This window comes from Chitinophagales bacterium (genome assembly GCA_041392475.1).
Lineage (GTDB): Bacteria > Bacteroidota > Bacteroidia > Chitinophagales > UBA2359 > JAUHXA01.
The window spans coordinates 2429315-2448380 of the sequence record JAWKLZ010000001.1; the positions used below are offsets into that span (position 1 = coordinate 2429315).

At 39.9% G+C, this 19066-nt stretch carries 17 protein-coding genes; 11 read left to right on the forward strand and 6 right to left on the reverse strand.

What is annotated here, in order from left to right; genetic code table 11:
- The first annotated feature begins 16 nt into the window (after positions 1 to 16).
- Positions 17 to 1045, forward strand: a complete 1029-nt coding sequence (locus tag R3E32_08975; protein ID MEZ4884843.1) for a FecR domain-containing protein — start codon at positions 17 to 19, stop codon at positions 1043 to 1045.
- An 86-nt stretch (positions 1046 to 1131) separates the two neighbouring features.
- Here the strand turns inward: R3E32_08975 and folE are convergent, their stop codons facing one another.
- The 3 genes from folE to R3E32_08990 form a co-directional block, all read right to left on the reverse strand.
- Complete coding sequence (gene folE / locus R3E32_08980; GenBank protein MEZ4884844.1) at positions 1132 to 1908, reverse strand: GTP cyclohydrolase I FolE; 777 nt, start codon at positions 1906 to 1908, stop codon at positions 1132 to 1134.
- A gap of 200 nt (positions 1909 to 2108) precedes the next feature.
- On the reverse strand, positions 2109 to 3011 hold the full coding sequence (locus tag R3E32_08985) for a histone deacetylase (GenBank protein MEZ4884845.1): 903 nt from the start codon (positions 3009 to 3011) through the stop codon (positions 2109 to 2111).
- Between the two features lie 207 nt (positions 3012 to 3218).
- A complete protein-coding gene (locus tag R3E32_08990; GenBank protein ID MEZ4884846.1) occupies positions 3219 to 4763 on the reverse strand; it encodes an oligosaccharide flippase family protein in 1545 nt (514 codons plus the stop codon).
- A 14-nt stretch (positions 4764 to 4777) separates the two neighbouring features.
- On the opposite strand from R3E32_08990, the gene R3E32_08995 reads away from it, so the two are divergent.
- The 8 genes from R3E32_08995 to R3E32_09030 all read left to right on the forward strand — a co-directional run bounded on the left by R3E32_08995 (position 4778) and on the right by R3E32_09030 (position 12721).
- A complete protein-coding gene (locus R3E32_08995) occupies positions 4778 to 4903 on the forward strand; it encodes a hypothetical protein (GenBank protein ID MEZ4884847.1) in 126 nt (41 codons plus the stop codon).
- Complete coding sequence (locus R3E32_09000; GenBank protein ID MEZ4884848.1) at positions 4900 to 5784, forward strand: hypothetical protein; 885 nt, start codon at positions 4900 to 4902, stop codon at positions 5782 to 5784. The genes R3E32_08995 and R3E32_09000 overlap by 4 nt, the downstream gene beginning before the upstream one ends.
- 22 nt (positions 5785 to 5806) lie before the next feature.
- The gene (mgtE, locus tag R3E32_09005) at positions 5807 to 7180 is read left to right on the forward strand and encodes a magnesium transporter (protein ID MEZ4884849.1); all 1374 of its coding nucleotides are present in this window, start codon (positions 5807 to 5809) and stop codon (positions 7178 to 7180) included.
- A 264-nt stretch (positions 7181 to 7444) separates the two neighbouring features.
- Complete coding sequence (locus R3E32_09010; GenBank protein MEZ4884850.1) at positions 7445 to 8044, forward strand: hypothetical protein; 600 nt, start codon at positions 7445 to 7447, stop codon at positions 8042 to 8044.
- Positions 8045 to 8665: 621 nt separating this feature from the next.
- The gene (locus R3E32_09015; protein MEZ4884851.1) at positions 8666 to 9079 is read left to right on the forward strand and encodes a transcriptional repressor; all 414 of its coding nucleotides are present in this window, start codon (positions 8666 to 8668) and stop codon (positions 9077 to 9079) included.
- Between the two features lies 1 nt (position 9080).
- Positions 9081 to 11264, forward strand: coding sequence for a catalase/peroxidase HPI (katG, locus tag R3E32_09020; protein ID MEZ4884852.1), 2184 nt, complete (start codon positions 9081 to 9083; stop codon positions 11262 to 11264).
- 302 nt (positions 11265 to 11566) lie between these two features.
- The gene (locus tag R3E32_09025) at positions 11567 to 11710 is read left to right on the forward strand and encodes a hypothetical protein (GenBank protein MEZ4884853.1); all 144 of its coding nucleotides are present in this window, start codon (positions 11567 to 11569) and stop codon (positions 11708 to 11710) included.
- Between the two features lie 342 nt (positions 11711 to 12052).
- Complete coding sequence (locus R3E32_09030) at positions 12053 to 12721, forward strand: hypothetical protein (protein ID MEZ4884854.1); 669 nt, start codon at positions 12053 to 12055, stop codon at positions 12719 to 12721.
- A gap of 107 nt (positions 12722 to 12828) precedes the next feature.
- On the opposite strand, the gene ltrA is transcribed toward R3E32_09030, so the two are convergent.
- Together ltrA and R3E32_09040 are read right to left on the reverse strand one after the other, a co-directional pair.
- The gene (gene ltrA / locus R3E32_09035) at positions 12829 to 14115 is read right to left on the reverse strand and encodes a group II intron reverse transcriptase/maturase (GenBank protein MEZ4884855.1); all 1287 of its coding nucleotides are present in this window, start codon (positions 14113 to 14115) and stop codon (positions 12829 to 12831) included.
- Between the two features lie 155 nt (positions 14116 to 14270).
- The gene (locus R3E32_09040) at positions 14271 to 14435 is read right to left on the reverse strand and encodes a hypothetical protein (protein ID MEZ4884856.1); all 165 of its coding nucleotides are present in this window, start codon (positions 14433 to 14435) and stop codon (positions 14271 to 14273) included.
- A 429-nt stretch (positions 14436 to 14864) separates the two neighbouring features.
- Between R3E32_09040 and R3E32_09045 the strand changes: the two genes are divergently transcribed.
- Positions 14865 to 15389 carry a sigma-70 family RNA polymerase sigma factor gene (locus tag R3E32_09045; GenBank protein MEZ4884857.1) on the forward strand — a complete coding sequence of 175 codons (525 nt, stop codon included), beginning with the start codon at positions 14865 to 14867 and terminating at the stop codon, positions 15387 to 15389.
- A gap of 74 nt (positions 15390 to 15463) precedes the next feature.
- A complete protein-coding gene (locus R3E32_09050; protein MEZ4884858.1) occupies positions 15464 to 16351 on the forward strand; it encodes a PhzF family phenazine biosynthesis protein in 888 nt (295 codons plus the stop codon).
- 408 nt (positions 16352 to 16759) lie between these two features.
- Here the strand turns inward: R3E32_09050 and R3E32_09055 are convergent, their stop codons facing one another.
- Positions 16760 to 19003: a PQQ-dependent dehydrogenase, methanol/ethanol family gene (locus tag R3E32_09055; protein MEZ4884859.1), complete on the reverse strand. Its 2244-nt coding sequence runs from the start codon at positions 19001 to 19003 to the stop codon at positions 16760 to 16762.
- Positions 19004 to 19066: the final 63 nt, after the last annotated feature.

Sequence of the window (19066 nt, forward strand, 5' to 3'; positions counted from 1 at the left end):
AGATTTTATTTTGGTCATGGACGAACTAATCATACTTAAATACTTAAATCAAACTGCCTCACAAGCAGAAATGGCTGCTGTCGAGGATTGGATCAACGAAGCAGATGCCAATAAGAAAGAGTTTATGCAATTGAAAAAGCTGTGGGAGATGAGTGACCAACTCAAAGGCTATCAGACTTTTGACACAAACGCAGCTTGGAAAAAGGTTCAGAAAACTATTGAAGTCGAGAACCAAAATACACTTAAGCAAACCATCAAACGGATTCCACTGCAAAAAGAACAAACCTCAATATCAAAATACCGCCCTCTTCTTCAAATAGCAGCAGTTATATTGGTTTTCTTCATGGTAGGATTGATTTTTTACCAAAATTATTTCACAATTACCAATCCATCACCTATTTACAAAATAGCAGAAAGTTCAGATAATTTATTGAAGGTCAATCTTTCTGATGGATCAACGGTTTGGTTGAATCAAAACAGCACTTTGAAGTATCCGACTACTTTTCCAACAGATAGCCGAAACGTATTGCTCACAGGAGAAGCTTTTTTTGAAGTAAACCCAAACCCTGCAAAACCTTTTGTCATTGAAGCCGGCAATACCAATGTGAAAGTTTTGGGAACTTCCTTCAATGTGAACAGTAGAGATGCAGCACACATCGAAGTAACCGTAGAAAGTGGTAAAGTCCAATTCTACAATAAGGAAGGCGATGGCAACAAGGTTTATCTGGAAAAGAGTGAGAAAGGTATTTTTGAAAACAATAAAGTAAGCAAAACCATCAACAATGACCCCAACTTTTTGTCATGGAAGACAGGGGTTTTGAAATTTGAAGACCAACCTCTATCAAAGGTACTGCCCGCCATCAAGCGACATTTTGGTAAAAATATTCAAATCGCCGAAGGCAGTCCAATCGCCAACTGCAAATTGAACTATGAACTTGATAACCAATCTTTAGAAGTATTATTGAAGGATATGGAGTTGATATTTGGCTTTAGCTTTACCACAACGAAAGACGGATATTTATTGAAGGGAGAAGCTTGCAATTAAAGTGATTCCTTATCTCATAAAAAAGGCACTCAGTGAAAATAACTGAGTGCCTTTTTTTATGAAATTCTACTACTGAACTTCAATACCTATACTTTCCGAATCAGCTGCAAAAACTCTCTACGAGTTGCTTCTTCTTCAAATTTTCCGTAAAACTTAGATGTCACCGTGCTGCTATTCACATCACCAACACCTCTCGTAATCACACACGCGTGATCTGCCTCCAAAAGCACCGCCACATCTTCGGTCTGCAATACTTCTCGCAATTCGTTGGCTATCTGCATAGTCAATCGCTCTTGTACCTGTGGACGCTTGGCAAAATACTGCACAATTCTATTCAACTTAGACAAACCCACTACTTTTTCACCAGGAATATAGGCTATGTGCGCCTTGCCGATGATTGGTACAAAATGGTGCTCACAGTTGGAGTGAAAAGTAATGTCACGCTCTATGAGCATTTCATTGTACTGATACTTGTTGTCGAAAAGGGTGTAGGCTGGTTTGTTAGCAGGATTCAAACCGCTGAATATCTCTTTGACATACATTTTGGCGACCCTTCGGGGCGTACCTTTCAAGCTGTCATCTGTCAAATCCAAGCCCAAGGTTTCCATGATTACCTTGAAATGTTCTTCGATTTTCGCAATTTTTTCTGTGTCGTCCATTTCAAAAGCATCTGCTCGCAAAGGAGTATTCAGGGAAGTGAAAATATGATTGTCTCCAATAAGGTCGTTTTCAGCTTCATCGTGTTTTTCGTCGTTTGGATGTTCACATTGACAATTGCCATTAACGGATTTGCCGTACAAACTGTGTCCGTTGGAGTGGGCGTTTTGTCCATTTCCATTTAATATCAAATTACTTGATTTCATGTGATTATTTTTTTTAGAATGAAAAAAAATATAAAAAAGAAAATAATTATTCGGCTAAATTAGGGTGCTGAAAATTAGACTCTTTTTTGGAGTGAAGAGATAACTGGCAATACACAACTGCCTGATTTTTCGTCTGTTTGAAATGCGTGTAGGTAACAAGTTATCTGTAAGAATGTTTGTGATTTTCTGAAAAAAAAGTGTTAAAAGTACAATTTCTGAGTCATTCGGTAAGTGTTTGCATGGGCTTCAATGATGTCCGACAAGCGAGCGGAATACCCACCGCCCATACTAACAGCCACAGGCAAGTGATTGTTTTTGCAGGCAGCCAATACAATTTCATCCCGGCGTTTGCAACCTTCAATGGTCAGCCCCAAACGCCCCAATTTATCGGTTTGTAAGACATCTACGCCTGACTGATAAAATACAAAATCTGGTGAAACCTCATTGATTAGACGGTGGAGTGTATCGAAAAGTATCGCCAAATAGGATTTATCTGTCGTACCATCTTCCAATCCAATGTCTAAATCCGAAGGTTCTTTTCGGAGTGGATAGTTTTTTGCGCCGTGCATACTGAAAGTGAATACATTGGGATTGTTTCGGAAAATTTCGGCTGTGCCATTGCCTTGATGTACGTCTAAATCCACTATCAATATTTGATGCGCCAACTGCTTTTCTAGCAAATAATTGGCTGCAATGGCTTGATCGTTCAACAAACAGAAACCTTCTCCCCTATTCGTGAACGCATGGTGTGTACCTCCTGCAATGTTCATCGCTGCGCCATGCTGCAAGGCAAATAGTGCGGCATCAATCGTGCCTTGGGCGATGGTGATTTCTCGCAGCACCAATTCGGCTGAAAGCGGAAAACCCGTTCGCCGCTCTTCTTGTCGGGTCAATTCGAGGTTTTGCAGTTTTTGCCAATAATCAGCACAATGGGTATTGAGGATGTATTGTTCGGCTAAGGGTTTGGGAGTGAATAGGTTTTCTTGGGTAATTGTGCCTTCATAGAGCAACTGTTGTGGGAGTAACTCGTATTTCGCCATCGGAAAACGGTGGTTTTTTGGAAGTGGATGTGCGTAAATTGGTGAGTAGGCGATTTTTAGCATTATATGTGTTTTTCTATTAGGATTGCCAACAAAATAAATATCACATTTGAGGTGGAAACTTTTGAAGTTTACTCTTTGAAAAATATTGATTTTCATTGCAATAGAGAACCTTTGAAGCAAAATGTCAAAAGTCTAAATCAGGAAATTATTTTATTGAGATTCCTTAATTCAGTACCACTTGATTTCAAATTCTTTCAGTCCTTCAACTCACCTCCTCAAAATCCTCCCCACCGTCTTTCGATAAATATTGCCCACCATTACCGTCATATCCTCCGAAACATTGAAGTACAAGACCGCCGAACCGTACAACACCGTAATAATTGCAGAACGATACACCAAATCACCCAACATCCAAAGCAACGAATTGTTTGTCCAATTCACCAAAAAATCGCCCGCATAAGGTAGTTGAAAATTGAGCAACAAGATTAGTCCACCAATCAGCAAAGTAATCCAAGTTTTTTTGGTAAATGGCTGCATGTCAAAGTTTTTCCACACAAAAATGAGTTTGATTCCATTGTATAAGACTACCGTAATCATGGTTGCCAATGCTGCTCCAACAACGCCATATATCGGAATCAAAAAATAGTTGGTGAAATAGGTTAAAACAACCAACAAGACCACAAACACCATATCCCAACGATAGAGTTTGGAGTTGATGATAATCGCCCCATTGATGCCCGTCATGACATTGAAGAGATTGCCAATTCCGATAAAAACGGCAACGTATTTCCCCACTGCAAAACTTTCGCCCGAACGTTCCAATAAAAAGATGAAGTTATCCAAATTCGCCCACAATCCTATGAACAACAAAAGTCCTGCAACAAGCTGAGTAATAGCCGTTTTTTCGTACAAATTTTGAATCAAAGTCATGTCGTCTTCCTTCCAAGCTTTCGCTACCAAAGGAGCTGCAATATTGGTAATGGAAGACGCAGGAACGGTAATCAATCGAGTTGCTGCCAAAAAAGCAAAGTAAATACCTGTGTATTGAAAACCCAAAAAGGTAGAAATCATAATGACATCCAAACCACTGATAATAAATACACTACCTCTCGAAAGCATGGTGTAAAAACCATATTCCATCATTTCCTTGAAAATGGGTTTTCGGAACACGTTCCAGTCTATTTTGAAGGACAACTGCCCCAACCATTTCAAATACACCATCATTCCTATCGTCCGAAATCCTCCTTCTAAAACAAACAATAACATAAACTGCTCAAAACTAACCCACTCCAAAAAATACACGACCAACAAGCCAAAACTATAAACTCGACTGAATACTTCTCTAAAGAAGAAGGGCACAGCCGCTTTGAGTAAGGAGGTCGAGTAGGCTTCAATGATGCCGTAATAGACCGTGAACACAAAGGCGGGAATCAATAGCAAATAATAACGGGTGATCAAATCGAGGCTTTCGGGCTGATGAAAACGCTCAATTACCCAGTCTTTGAAAATCACAATGAACAAACTCACCAATGCCACTCCAACCAAAGGGACTAAAAAAGACAATCCCAAAAAACCATTGTGTTTACCTTCTTTGTCTTCAAAGAATGGAAAAAAACGAATAACAATCCCCGACAATCCCAACTGTGCAAATACACCCAAAATCGCTCCCGTAGAAATAAGAAATCGTGTGAATCCAAAACCCTCCGAACCTAAAATGGTGGGATAGAGTAAGGTGACATTGATATAGCCAATGAAAATGCCTATGTAAACATAGATTGCAGAAAAAATACTTTGCTTTTTGATTGTTCCCATGTAAAATTTATAGAATGTTTAGATTTCTCTTTATTACACTTTCAGCCATTATCTGTTCATTCATTGTCTGCAAATCTTTTGATAGTGCCTTCGACTTTGCTATTTTGCAGCCTCAACCGAATAGCAAACAAAGCGAATGAAATCCAACATACAACTTTTTTTGGAACACACAGCACAAAGTTTTTTATCCCTCGCCAAAGTGGTGATACAGTCCAAATTTCGCTCTCCGATGCCGCCCAAAAGTAAGCAAAATTGCATCATCCTCGCCAATGGGCCTTCTCTAAAAGACAGCTTGCGCCAAAATCCCGATGCGTTTGACAAAGAAAAATACGACCTATTTTGCGTCAATTACTTCGCCAATACCGATTTTTACGAACGATTGAAGCCCAACTATTGTGTATTGATAGCACCTGAATATTGGGTGGAAGAGTTTGAAGATATATCTACGATTCTGCAAAAGCGCACCCAACTCTTTGAAAACATTGAAGCAAAAACCGACTGGGAAATGACCATCCTCATTCCGTGGGAAGCCAAAAAATCGAAGGCATGGAAGGAACTTTTCAAAAACAAACCCAATATCCACATCCAATACTTCAATCGAACTCCCGTTGAAGGTTGTACTTCTATTAATCATTTTCTCTTCAAACACCGCCTCGGAATGCCTCGCCCTCACAATGTACTTTTGCCTTCTATTTGGCTGACCATCAACATGCACTACCAAAACATTTATCTCGTTGGGTCTGACCATTCTTGGCTGCCCGAAATTTCGGTCAATGACCAAAACGAGGTGCTTATCAACCAAAAACACTTCTACGACGATACGACCTCCGTACCGAAACCGATGCGTAAAGCGACTGGTAAGCGCAAACTGTACGAGGTATTGGAGAAATTTATGCTGGCCTTCAAAGGTTATTTTATCCTCAACAAATATGCAAAAACAAAAGGAGTAAAAATTTGGAATTCAACACCCAATTCTTTTATTGATGCCTTTGAGCGCAAAGAAATTGTGAAAGAACCGTAAAACTTCAAAAAAACAGTAAAAAATGCCGCAAGAATCATCTACATACGAGGTTAGAAAAAAAGTGCTTCAACTGGTGGAACAGCATGATGCTGAATCACTTGCCCAAATAATGGAAGACCTTCCTTCAAAGGAAGTTGTTCACCTAATTGGTCATTTGAGCCGAAATGACCAAATGCAGCTTTTCACACTTTTGTCTCCCGAAGATGCGGCGGAAGTGATGGAAGAAATCCCAGAAGCACAGGCAGTTGGAATCATTGAAGATATGGAAATCGAAGATGCGGCTGCCATTCTGAACGAAATGGAAAGTGACGATCAAACAGACCTTATCATGGAACTGGATGATGACGATGCTCAGGCCATTTTGAATAAGATGAAGCCCGAAGAGGCGGCTTCTGTGAGGCGGCTACTCAACTATGAATACGATACGGCGGGCGGGATGATGCACACCGAATATTTTTCATTTTTTGAAAACCAAACCATCGAACAAGTAACCGAAGATCTCCGCTTCAATGCCGAAAAATACCAATACTATCAACTGAAATATATTTTTGTGACGGGTTTGGATACAAGGCTGAAAGGCGTTTTACAAATGCAGGATTTGCTGCTTGGACAAGCAGATGCTCCTTTGTCTGATATCAAAATCAAAGATGTGTTGTATGTAAACCATTTGGTTACGCTGGATGAATTGATTGACTTTTTTCACAAGAACGAATTGTTTGGCGTTCCAGTAGTCGATGATGACCAAAAATTAGTGGGTGTTATTTTGCGAAAGGATATTTTGGAGGCGCAAACAGAACGGGTCACGCAGGAGCACTTGGAAAGTCAAGGTATCGTGGGAGGAGAAGAGCTTCGGACGATGCCCGTTCTTTTGAGGGCAAGGCGACGCTTGTCTTGGCTGTCGGTTAACATTTTGCTGAATATTGTGGCAGCAAGTGTCATTGCCTATAATCAGGATGTGTTGAGTTCTGTGATTGCAATGGCTGTCTTTTTGCCGATTATTTCGGATATGAGTGGTTGTTCTGGCAATCAAGCAGTTGCGGTGAGTATGCGGGAGTTGTCTATTGGGGCGGTCACACCGGGGGAAGTGTTTCGTGTTTTGCGCCAAGAAATTTCGGTTGGCATCATCAATGGAGTAGTGTTGGGAATCCTCATAGGTTTGGCGGCTTTTATTTGGAAAGGGAATGTTTATTTAGGGCTTGTAGTTGGTTCAGCCTTGACCTTGAACACTTTGTTTGCTGTTTCGATAGGCGGAACAGTGCCTCTTTTGCTCAAAGGATTCAACATTGACCCCGCATTGGCTTCTGGCCCAATTTTAACCACGATTACGGATATGCTTGGGTTCTTTTTGGCACTGACTTTTGCGGGTATGGCTTTGGGGCATTTGCAGGGGATGTAGAATTTGGGGTAACTTTCTTATTTTGAGGAAAAAAGAGGGGGAAAGGCTTTGTTATTTTGAGTTGTTTTTGGATTTTTGGGGTGTGGGGTTTTTAAGATATAGAAATATCAACTATTTAAAGTTTTTATGAGCTTCAATTTGCAGATATTTTTGATTGTCAAAAAAGTACCCAACAAATATCAACTAAATTGTTTAAAAATCACTTTCGATACATATTGACGAGTTGTGTGCAAGCTAATACAACCGTAACGTATAATAGAAAATATGATAAGACTATTAATTAACGACAATTCAAAAAGTAACATACTTGAAGAAACCAGTTTTGGTGGACTTCCTGTTAAAGAAATTGATAAAATTATTGAATGGCCTAAATGTGGAACTTGTGAGGCTGAAATGCAATATCAAGGAAAGATTAAAACAGACATTGGAATCGAATTAATTTTCATGTGCAATAATGACCCTGGAATGTGTGATGAATGGGATGCAGAAGATGGTGGAAACAAAGCTATTATTATTGACGAAAAAAATCTTGAGTTTTTTAAACCTACTAATGTTGAACTATCAATAAGAGAAACAGAGTATGGAGTAACTTTAGTTGAAACCGAAGATATTGATTATGACAGTGCCATAGAAAATTGGAAAGGAAATAAAAGAGATGTTTTGGGACAATTGTACGGCGAACCAAGTTGGATTCAAGGAGATGAAACGCCAGACTGTGACTGCTGTAAAAAACCTATGAGATTTGTGGCTCAATTAGAAGAAGGACCTGATCATAGAACAGCGATGAATTTTGGTGGAGCTGGAGTTGCTTATTTATTTGACTGCAAAGATGGAAAAACTGCAAAATTTCTATGGCAATGCTAAAATAGCCAGCACACAATCGAATAGGTAGCCCGTAAGCGGTTTTCCTACGGTAGTACCTCTCACACCACCTCCGATTACACTTCGTTTCTTCGGAGCAGGCAAGCGTACGAGTCTTCCTAATTATTCATCGGGGCAGGCTGTACTCGGCAGTTCGTTATTGATGCCTTATCCGATGATAGTTGCGGATTTTTACCATCATTTTGAAACCTCATTACTTCCCCTTCCAGACTTCCTGATTCTCAGTAGATTTAGGTATTTGGTCGGTCAAATACTGCATTTTATCCAATTTCGATTGTTACGAAGATTTGTCATACAAGTATAAAATCACTTGACTTTCTTATTTTGAGTAAAAAAGAAGAAAAAAGGTTTGTTATTTGGGATTGTTTTTGAATTTCCCAAAGGCTTTATTTTCTTATATTCTTAATTATCAACAAAATACCCGCTTTATTTAAACTAAATTGTTCAAAAATTATTTACACCACATATGTACCTATATGTGCGAATATACGAGTTAGCTGCAAGGCATCAAGGCAATATCATCAAAATCCATCTAAAATATTCTCTTTCTAAAGGATAATGATTATCTTTGTACAATTATTATCATTTAATGATTGAGAGTAAATGATTTCTATTCAAGAAAAATTGAAAGAAAAGGGACTAAAGGTGACTCCTCAACGGATAGCCATTTATAATGCTGTGGTGAATTTGAAAAATCATCCTACTGCAGAAAATATTGTAGATTTAATCAAGACAGATTATCCCAGTATTTCTGTAGGAACAGTTTACAAAGTACTCAATGTGTTTGTTGATACTGGTCTTTTAAAAAAGGTGAAAAGCGAGAAGGATGTTATGCGATATGATGCAATGTTAGAACATCACCATCACTTATATTGTATTGACACCGATAGAATTGAAGACTATGAAGACGAGCAATTAGATGTTCTTGTGAAAGAATATTTTAAACAGAAAAAAATTAAAAATTTTGAAATAGAAGACTTCAAACTTCAAATAACAGGAAAATTTAAAAAAATATAATATGAGTAATCCAACAAACGGAAAATGCCCGTTTCATCACGGAGCAAACACCGAATCGAGTTCAACAGTTACGGATTGGTGGCCCAAAGCCCTTAATTTAGATATCTTGCATCAGCATGATACTAAAACCAATCCAAGTGGTGTAGATTTTAATTACAGAGAAGAATTTAAAAAGCTGGATTTAGAAGCTATTAAAAATGACTTAAAAGAATTCATGATGGATAGTCAGGACTGGTGGCCTGCTGACTGGGGACATTATGGTGGCTTGATGATACGCATGGCTTGGCACGTTGCAGGTACATATAGGTTAGCTGATGGACGTGGCGGGAGTAATACTGGAAATCAAAGATTTGCACCTTTAAACTCTTGGCCAGACAATGGCAATTTAGATAAGGCAAGAAGATTATTGTGGCCTATAAAAAAGAAATACGGTAATAAAATTTCTTGGGCGGATTTATTCATCTTAGCAGGAAATATGGCCTATGAATCTATGGGCTTTAGAACTTTCGGATTTGCAGGAGGACGTGAAGATATTTGGCATCCAGAGAAAGATATTTATTGGGGAGCAGAAAAAGAATGGTTGGCACCTACTGGAAGTGAAGGTAGTCGCTATTCTGGAGAACGGAATTTAGAAAACCCTTTGGCTGCTGTAATGATGGGGCTAATATATGTAAACCCCGAGGGAGTTGATGGAAAACCTGACCCGCTAAAAACAGCGCATGATGTTCGAGTAACGTTCAAACGAATGGCTATGAATGATGAAGAGACTGTAGCACTAACTGCTGGTGGTCATACAGTTGGTAAAGCTCACGGCAATGGAGATGCATCTATACTTGGAGCAGCACCAGAAGGCGGAGAAATTCACGAGCAAGGTTTTGGTTGGTTTAACCCCAGAAACAATGGAAATGCTGCGGATACAGTAACGAGCGGTCTTGAAGGTGCATGGACATCAACACCCGACCGTTGGAATCACACCTATTTCCATATATTACTAAACCACGATTGGGAGCTAACAAAAAGTCCTGCTGGTGCCCATCAATGGGAGCCGGTAAATATGAAAGAAGAAGATAAACCAGTAGATGCTCACAACCCCAATGTACGTAGAAATCCAATCATGACAGATGCCGATATGGCAATGAAAATGGATCCTGAATACAGAAAAATATCGCAGCGTTTTTACGAAGATCCTAAATATTTTGAAGATGTGTTTGCAAGAGCTTGGTTCAAATTAACACATAGAGATTTAGGCCCCAAAAGTAGATACTTGGGAGCCGATAGTCCTCAGGAAGACTTAATTTGGCAAGACCCAATTCCTGCTGTTAATTATACTTTAAGCGATAGCGAAATTAATAATTTAAAAGCTGCAATATTAGATAGTGGTCTGACTCCATCTGAATTAATTAATACTGCTTGGGATAGCGCAAGGACATATAGAGGATCTGATTATCGAGGAGGTGCGAATGGGGCACGAATCCAGCTAGCTCCTCAAAAAGATTGGGAAGGAAACGAACCCAACCGACTTGATAAAGTTTTGAATGTATTAAGAAAAATTCAATATGATTTTACAAAGGAAGTAAGCATTGCTGATTTAATTGTTCTTGGTGGAAGTGCCGCTATCGAACAAGCTGCTCAAAAAGCTGGTGTTGATATAACTGTACCATTCAGTCCTGGTCGTGGTGACGCATCTGAAGAAATGACCGATGTAGAATCTTTTGAAGTGTTAGAACCCTTACACGATGGATATAGAAATTGGTTGAAAAAGGACTATGCCGTAAACCCTGAGGAAATGTTGCTTGATAGAACACAGTTAATGGGATTAACAGCCCCTGAAATGACGGTTTTAATTGGAGGAATGCGAGTACTTGGAACGAACTACGGAGGCAGTCAACACGGTGTATTTACGGATAATGTTGGTGCATTGACGAATGATTTCTTCGTCAATTTAACGGATATGAACTATTCGTGGAAGCCTTCTGGTAATAATCTCTACGAAATTGTGAATCGCAATACAGGAGCAACAAAGTGGACAGCATCAAGGGTGGATCTGGTTTTTGGTTCTAACTCAATACTCAGAGCTTATGCAGAGTATTATGCCCAAGATGACAATAAAGAAAAATTTGTAAATGACTTTGTGAAGGCTTGGGTAAAGGTAATGAATGCAGATAGATACGATCTAAAGAAGTAAGCACCCCAGCAGCGAATTGAGTAGCCCGCCCTTAGTCGGTATTGACTAAGGGTGAAGCTCTCACATCACCTCCGATTACACTTCATTTCTTCGGAGTAGGCTGTACTCGACGGTTCATTATTGCTACCTTACCCCATGATAGTTTTCACCAAACTTTCATAAGCCCTCAAAAAAAGGTTCATCGAAGGTTTTAGTAGAATGAGACTTTTGTAGTTTATTCTTAAAGATATGGAATGTTTGGAAATCAGTATGCTCTGAAAAGTAAACTACAAAAGTCCTTAACTCCTCCACTAAAAATATCCATGAGTCCAAAAAAAAATCCGCAAGCCATCTCCTTCAAAAAGCCCTTACGGATTCCTCCTCCAGACCCAAATTTGAGTTTGTACTTTGATTTTGTATTTGAATTTATTGTTCCTTCTCCACCTCTTGATTATCAAGTGACTTAGGAGTTTCGTATGTCAAACATTGCGTTTTCTTCAACTTTGATTGGCATAAATTTCCGTCATGTAATTGTAAGTTTATGTAATCTTCTTATTTTGAGTAAGAAAGAAGGAAAAAGGCTTTGTTATTTGGGATTGTTTTTGGATTTTTGAGGTGTGGGGTTTTTGATATGCAGAAATATCAAGTAGTTGAGGTTTTCATGAACTTCAATTTGTAGATGTTTTTGATTGTCAAAAAAGTACCCAATTGATATAAAGTAAATTGTTCAAAAATCATTTGCGATATTAATACACCTTGGTGTACGAATATTCAAGTTCTGCTCAATTAATAAAAAAATAAACGAAAAAATGAAGATGAAAAATCTAATGCTGATTACAATTTCGATAGCAATGCTTCTATCATGTAGTACATTGAAAAAAGGTAAAAAGTCAGTAGAAGAAGCCTATTTTAAAGTTGAAGTAGTGCAAAACGGGAAAGTAGTTAAAGAGAAAAACAATGTAATTCAGTTAGAGAAAAAGCCATTTAAATACAAATTGACACTCATCAAAACGAAAGATGTTTTTGTGTCAAATTCTTGGGGAACACATTATTACGAATATCCAGAAACAGAGAATATTTTTGAATGTGATGAAGAATCTGCCGAAGGCATAAACGAAATTTGCAGATTTGTCTCAATAAAAACAGGAAACGAAGATAGATTTAATGAAAGCAAAGATATTTATGTTGGAGACCAAACCTATCATGGAGTATGGTTTTATGACGAAAAAATTGATTGGTATAGAATGGATAAAGGTGTGAAAGTTGAAGACGGAATTATCTATGCAGAAGTAACTGTTGAAAATATTTACGATTTAGATAAAAGGGACGAAGGAGGATATGATAAAATTGAATATGATTATCCTATTGAGAAAATAAACCAAGATATTTATGTGGTTTTTGCAACAAGTCATTATGAAAAAGGAATGGATTATCCGAAAGAATTACAACGAGAGAAATTCATTCTAAAATTTAAATAAAAAAGAAGTCGAGTAGAGCGGGGAACTGACTAAAACAGTTCCCTACCCTCTCACAGAACCGTACGTGAACCTCTCGATTCATACGGCTCTTCAGGATTAGAAACATATCAGGGAGTATAGCCGTACTGCCAATGCACAAACAAGTTCGGAAAATCTTTGGCGATTTCCTTCAATCTTGTTCGTGCTTCTTTCATACGCCTTCGGTATCGCTTGTACTTATTGGTGAGCCAACGTACCAATCGCTCATTCAATGCCGAAAATACCTCTCGCAATGCAGACGGTCGAAAACGTCCGTAGTAGTATATCCATCCTCGTACCATTGGGGCGATAGAATTCGCAATGTCTTGCAACTCCGCCCCTGTCGCTCGGTGGATTTTACGCTTACGAACCTGTGCTTTGAGGTGTTTGGATGCCTTTCTACTGATGGCAGCGGCAAAACCCAACCATCGTTTACCCTTCTCCTTCCCCTTTGAATGGTACATTCGTCGGGGTTGAAAAGTGAAGCCCAGAAAGTCGAAGCGGACACTTTTGTTCCCCCCTCTACGGTTATTCTGCTTGCAGTAAACGATTTTCGTTTTCACAGGATGAAGGGTCAATCCACAGTCGGCAAAACGTTCTTTGATACGATTCAGCAGGTATTTTGCCTGTTTCTCGTTGTTGCAATGAACGATGATGTCGTCTGCGTATCGCTCCCACCTTATAGAGCCGTATTCCGTGTTGGCGTAATGCTTCTGCATCCATTGGTCAAAGACCACATGCAAATACATATTTGCCAATATTGGACTAATGACCCCGCCTTGCGGTGTGCCTTTTGTGCGTTCTGCGATACTGCCATCGGGCATTTGCATCGGACACTTTAGCCACCTTTCCACATACATCCATATCCACTTTTCGCTGATGTAGTGTTTTAGCACCTCCATCATCTTGTCGTGGGGGATGTTGTCGAAAAAACCTTTGATGTCCATATCTATCACCCAACGATACTTATAGCATCGCTCCTCACACTTCGCAACTGCATCATGTGCCGATTTGTTAGGTCTGTAACCATAACTATCGGCATGAAACAATCGCTCCATTATCGGTTCTATCACCGATACAGCTACCTGTTGCGCTATCCTATCCGTCACGGTCGGGATGCCCAACAAGCGTTTTGTACCATCTGATTTCGGTATTTCCACACCCTTTACACATTGAGGAAAATAGCTGCCCGATGCCATGCGATTCCATAACTTGTAAAGCATTCTAACTTTATCGGCTTCAATGGCTTCCAACGTTTTGCCGTCCACCCCTGCTGCACCGCCGTTTGACTTTACTTTTCGGTAAGCTGCGGCTATCTCCTCCAATGTAATGGGTTGTGTCTTACCCCTTAATGTCTCCGTTTCAAATAATTTCATCTTCCCAATAATTTTGGTTGTGAATAATTTGTCACTAAAAAAAATCCTGTATGCCCCTTCGCTACTCCTTGCTTTCACAAGGCATCCAACACTACTACGAGCATATCCGCCCCTGTATCGTGCTTTCATCATCCCGAAACTCGGCTGGTGGCTCTTCACACCAGATGGGTTCGACTGTTCGCTCGTCCGTCCCACTTTCGGTTGGCAAGGATAAATACTTCACACGACACAGGTTCTCCTGTTCCGATTTCAAGCCCAATGATAGGTCTTGCCGCCTTAATGCCGCCTGCCGCATGGACTACTCGACCGTTCTCTTGCATCCATACTCATCGGGAACGCACGCCAACCTTCCCTTTTGACAGAATCTGTCCGACTATACTCCTAAAAAGAACAAGAAGCACGACGGGTTATTTTCGACACTTCATCGAACGGTTCACTTTCGTTCAACTCCTATCTTCTTACTGCACTAAGACGCTCAGCACCAACCCGTTAAAGGTAAGCACCTCTTAGCCGTTTGGTAGGTCTGCTCGGTTCAGCCCCTACCGATGGGTCAGGTTCTGTTTTCAGAGGAATCGCCCCGAAAAAAAAACTTCCATCATCTTGAAATCAGCACCGACTTTTGCTATCTTTATAGCAAAGGTCGTTCAGGACACACAACTGAGCAGAACAACGTGTATGTGTTCATGTCGGGCAAAAGCCCGCCACGCCACATACACAAGACCGTTGGCTACAAGCAAAAAAAAGAAACCATGAATAATGAAATTCAAAGCATTTGGAAAGACCTTTATAATGAATTATTTGCTTTCATAAATAGCAAAGTTAAAAATGACGAAGTAAGTAAAGATATATTACAGGATACCTTTTTGAAAGCTCATTCAAATATCCAAAATCTTAAAGATTCTTCAAAGCTAACTTCTTGGATTTATCAAATCACCAGAAATAATATTAATGATTATTTTCGAAAGAAGAAATATACAATTCAAATTGAGCATTTAGAGTTAGTAGTTGAGCAAGAACCTTCCTATCAAAACTTGTCAAACTGCATTAATAGTAAAATAAAACAGCTTCCAGAAAAATATGAAGAAGCAATGGTTTTAACAACATTCAAAAATCTAAAACAAACAGAATTAGCCGAATATTTAGGAATTTCATACTCAGGAACAAAGTCGAGAGTGCAGCGAGCAAAAGAAAAGCTAAAAGAACTTGTAATAGCTTGTGAAAATGTAGAAACAGACCAGAAAAACACGAAAATTGAACATAATTTGGATGATTAATTATTTTTGCGTCTTTTTTTGAATTGCTACGTCCATCGAGCGATAAGAATATTTTTTAATTTAAATTAGTTGTAATGGACAGTAATAAAACAGTAGAAGTTCAAATTTTAAATGCATTTGTTGATAATAATAAAGGTGGCAACCCAGCAGGTGTAGTCTTGAATGCAGATAATTTATCAACTCCTCAAAAATTAGAAATTGCTAAAGCAGTTGGGTTATCAGAAACAGCATTTGTTTCTACTTCTAAAACAGCAGACTTTAAACTTGATTTTTTCACTCCAAATAAACAAATCGCCCATTGTGGTCATGCGACTATTGCCACTTTTTCTTATTTAAGTCAATTAGGAAAGGTGCCTAATCCAATTACTTCAAAAGAAACTATTGACGGAAATAGAAAAATAAACGTTACTAATGGTCTTGCTTTCATGGAACAAAAAGCGCCATCTTATACAGATGTTTCTAATAGAAAGAAAGATATTTTAACATCTCTTTCTTTGAAAGAGGAAGACTTATTGGAGGGTGCATGTTTATCTTTGGTAAATACTGGAAATTCCTTTTTTATTATCCCAGTAGCTAATTCTAAAGTATTAAGAGATATTCAACCCAATTCTGATTTAATCAAGCAATTAAGTGAAGAATTTGATCTAATAGGTTATTATGTATTTACATTGGATGTTGAAGAACAAGACCGAGACGTAACAACCAGAATGTTTGCTCCTAGGTATGGAATAGAAGAGGAAGCAGGCACAGGAATGGCTGCAGGACCACTTGCATGTTATTTATATGATAAAATTAAAATCAAAAAAAATAAATTCATGATTCAACAAGGGAAGTTTATGATGCCAGCTTCTATAAGTTTAATAATTACAAAGTTAGATATTTTTAATGATAAAATAATAGGGTTAATGACAGGAGGAAAAGGAATAGCGATATCTAAAAAAATCATTAATTTGAAAAAGTAGAAATTGAAAGATAATAGCCAATCGAGTAGGTAGCCCGTAAGCGGTTTGCCTACGGAAGTACCTCTCACACCACCTCCGATTACACTTCATTTCTTCGGAGTAGGCTGTACTCGACGGTTCATTATTGCTACCTTACCCCATGATAGTTTTCACCAAACTTTCATAAGCCCTCAAAAAAAGGTTCATCGAAGATTTTAGTGGAATGAGACTTTTGTAGTTTATTCTTAAAGATATGGAATGTTTGGAAATCAGTATACTCTGAAAAGTAAACTACAAAAGTCTTTAACTCCTCCACTAAAAATATCCATGAGTCCAAAAAAAATCCGCAAGCCATCTCCTTCAAAAAGCCCTTACGGATTCCTCCTCCAGACCCAAATTTGAGCTTGTACTTTGATTTTGTATTTGAATTTATTGTTCCTTCTCCACCTCTTGATTCTCAGGCGATTTAGGCGTTTGATCTGCCAAATATTGCATTTTAGCCAGATTCGTCATGTACTCCAAAGGTTCCATGCCACTACTCAAAGACTGAGCCGTATAAAGCACATAAGCCTTGACATTCTCCACATCCTCTTCGGTCAGTTTATCCCCAAGATTCGGCATTCCTTGTCCTGCCAACAAGCCCTCTCTAACAATCTGTTGGTAGCTGTTCAACACTCCCTCACTCGACCGTGACAAATCAGGGATATTGCCGCCCCCTTGACCTGTGTTCATGTGGCAACCCACACAATATTCCATATAGACATTCACCCCACGACCAATGCTAAGTGGCTCGGCATCCGTTTTTGCAGTTGCAAAAGGTCTCACCGCTTCCCCTTCCAATTTTGCAGGAGGAGTCGCATTGCCGCCGATTTTGAAAGTGTAAACCGTGCCTTGATGCAAAACAGGAACCGCTTTTCCAGACTGCCCTTGACTTCCACCCCAACCCACGATAATCGTCACATACTGTTCACCATCCACCAAATAGGTAATTGGAGGGGCCAAAATACCCGACCGCAAATCAGCCGACCATAAGACCGCACCCGTTGAAGCATCTCTTGCCGAGAAAATCCCTTCTGCATCCCCTTGAAAAACCAAACCCGTTGCAGTCGACATCACTCCACCATTGTAGCGAAACGGTTGTGGAACAGACCATACTTCTTTTTGTGTGGCAGGATCGTAGGCAATCAATTTGCCCGAATCTACGCCAGGGGGAGGCGCATCTTTGTTGGTGTCAAACACTTGAGGCAGGTAGAGTTTGTTGCCCAAACTCACATTTGCGCCCAAGCCCGAAGCTGCGCCGCCTTGCTCTCCAAAACCATGTGCAGGACTGTGGTAGTAAGGCCCCGATGTGATCAAAGCGGGAATGTACATCAAGCCTGTTTTTCGATTGAAGGACATCGGCTGCCAATTGTGACCACCCGTAGAACTCGGCGAAATCCAGTGCAATTGTCCATCCTCATACCTTACACCTGCGGCTTCAATCGGGCGACCTGTTGAATCCATACCCGTAGCCCAGTTCATGTAGGTGTAAGCCTTTGCAGAAAGAAACTCACCCGTTTCTCGGTCAATCACATAGAAAAAACCATTTTTTGGAGCTTGCATCAACACTTTGCGCTGCTTTCCTTCAATTTCCATGTCCGCCAAAACGATGTGTTGTGTAGCCGTATAATCCCATGAATCACCAGGCGTAGTTTGATAATGCCATTTATAAGCCCCCGTGTTGGCATCTACTGCCACGATGCTCGACAAATACAAGTTGTCGCCTCCCTCTGGGCTGCGATGCAGTCGGTCCCAGTGCGTTCCGTTTCCGACTCCAATGTAAACGGTGTTCAGTTCGGGGTCAAAAACGATGGCATCCCAAGCCGTTCCACCGCCGCCTTGTTTCCACCATTCACCCGTCCAAGTTTTTGCAGCTTCCTCCAAATCTTCATGTTCAAAAGGTTTGTTTGGGTCACCAGGAACGGTATAAAAACGCCAAACTTGTTCACCAGTCACAGCATCATAAGCAGTCACATAACCCCTTGCGTCCAATTCTGCCCCGCCATTTCCAATCAAAACTTTGCCGTTGGCAATTCTCGGTGCGCCAGTAATCGAATATTGGTGCGCCGTATCAACGGTCATTTTCTCCCAATTCAGTTTACCCGTTGCAGCATCTACTGCAATCAATCGCCCGTCCAAAGTTCCTGAATACACCGAACCTTTGTAGAGTGCTACTCCTCGATTGATGACCCCACAACAAAGGTCGGTTACTTTTTCTTTCGGCGCTTTGGGGTCGTATTCCCAAATAATTTTCCCTTTTCGCACATCGAAGGCATAGACTACACTCCATGGCCCTGTTGCAAACATAATTCCATCAACAACAATGGGTGTCGCCTGAATCCCTCGCTTTGTTCCCAATTCTATCGCCCACGCCAAGCCCAATTCTTTGACATTTTCTTTGGTGATTTGGTCGAGTTCAGAATAGCGGTCTTCTTGATAGTTGCGTCCATAGGTGAGCCAATCGCCTTGATTTTTGTCAGCATTGGCGATTGCAGCATCGTCAACCGCATCGGTAACGGCTTTGATGTGTTCAGTAGAGCCTTTTTCGACTTGGGTTTCGGTGGTGGTTTGGCATTGCCAAAGAGTCACTACTAAAAGGGAAATGAGAGATAGAAGTGTAATTGTTTGTTTCATATTTGAATGTTGGTTTGTAGTTTGCGGAAGGACTTCAAAAAGATGTTTTTTTGACAATTGCAG

Excerpts from the sequence above, each read along its gene's own strand:
- R3E32_08975 (MEZ4884843.1), top strand. The coding sequence starts at position 17 with ATGGACGAACTAATCATACTTAAATACTTAAATCAAACTGCCTCACAA.
- folE (MEZ4884844.1), bottom strand. The coding sequence starts at position 1,908 with ATGAAATCAAGTAATTTGATATTAAATGGAAATGGACAAAACGCCCAC.
- R3E32_08985 (MEZ4884845.1), bottom strand. The coding sequence starts at position 3,011 with ATGCTAAAAATCGCCTACTCACCAATTTACGCACATCCACTTCCAAAA.
- R3E32_08990 (MEZ4884846.1), bottom strand. The coding sequence starts at position 4,763 with ATGGGAACAATCAAAAAGCAAAGTATTTTTTCTGCAATCTATGTTTAC.
- R3E32_08995 (MEZ4884847.1), top strand. The coding sequence starts at position 4,778 with ATGTTTAGATTTCTCTTTATTACACTTTCAGCCATTATCTGTTCATTC.
- R3E32_09000 (MEZ4884848.1), top strand. The coding sequence starts at position 4,900 with ATGAAATCCAACATACAACTTTTTTTGGAACACACAGCACAAAGTTTT.
- mgtE (MEZ4884849.1), top strand. The coding sequence starts at position 5,807 with ATGCCGCAAGAATCATCTACATACGAGGTTAGAAAAAAAGTGCTTCAA.
- R3E32_09010 (MEZ4884850.1), top strand. The coding sequence starts at position 7,445 with ATGATAAGACTATTAATTAACGACAATTCAAAAAGTAACATACTTGAA.
- R3E32_09015 (MEZ4884851.1), top strand. The coding sequence starts at position 8,666 with ATGATTTCTATTCAAGAAAAATTGAAAGAAAAGGGACTAAAGGTGACT.
- katG (MEZ4884852.1), top strand. The coding sequence starts at position 9,081 with ATGAGTAATCCAACAAACGGAAAATGCCCGTTTCATCACGGAGCAAAC.
- R3E32_09025 (MEZ4884853.1), top strand. The coding sequence starts at position 11,567 with ATGAGTCCAAAAAAAAATCCGCAAGCCATCTCCTTCAAAAAGCCCTTA.
- R3E32_09030 (MEZ4884854.1), top strand. The coding sequence starts at position 12,053 with ATGAAGATGAAAAATCTAATGCTGATTACAATTTCGATAGCAATGCTT.
- ltrA (MEZ4884855.1), bottom strand. The coding sequence starts at position 14,115 with ATGAAATTATTTGAAACGGAGACATTAAGGGGTAAGACACAACCCATT.
- R3E32_09040 (MEZ4884856.1), bottom strand. The coding sequence starts at position 14,435 with ATGCAAGAGAACGGTCGAGTAGTCCATGCGGCAGGCGGCATTAAGGCG.
- R3E32_09045 (MEZ4884857.1), top strand. The coding sequence starts at position 14,865 with ATGAATAATGAAATTCAAAGCATTTGGAAAGACCTTTATAATGAATTA.
- R3E32_09050 (MEZ4884858.1), top strand. The coding sequence starts at position 15,464 with ATGGACAGTAATAAAACAGTAGAAGTTCAAATTTTAAATGCATTTGTT.
- R3E32_09055 (MEZ4884859.1), bottom strand. The coding sequence starts at position 19,003 with ATGAAACAAACAATTACACTTCTATCTCTCATTTCCCTTTTAGTAGTG.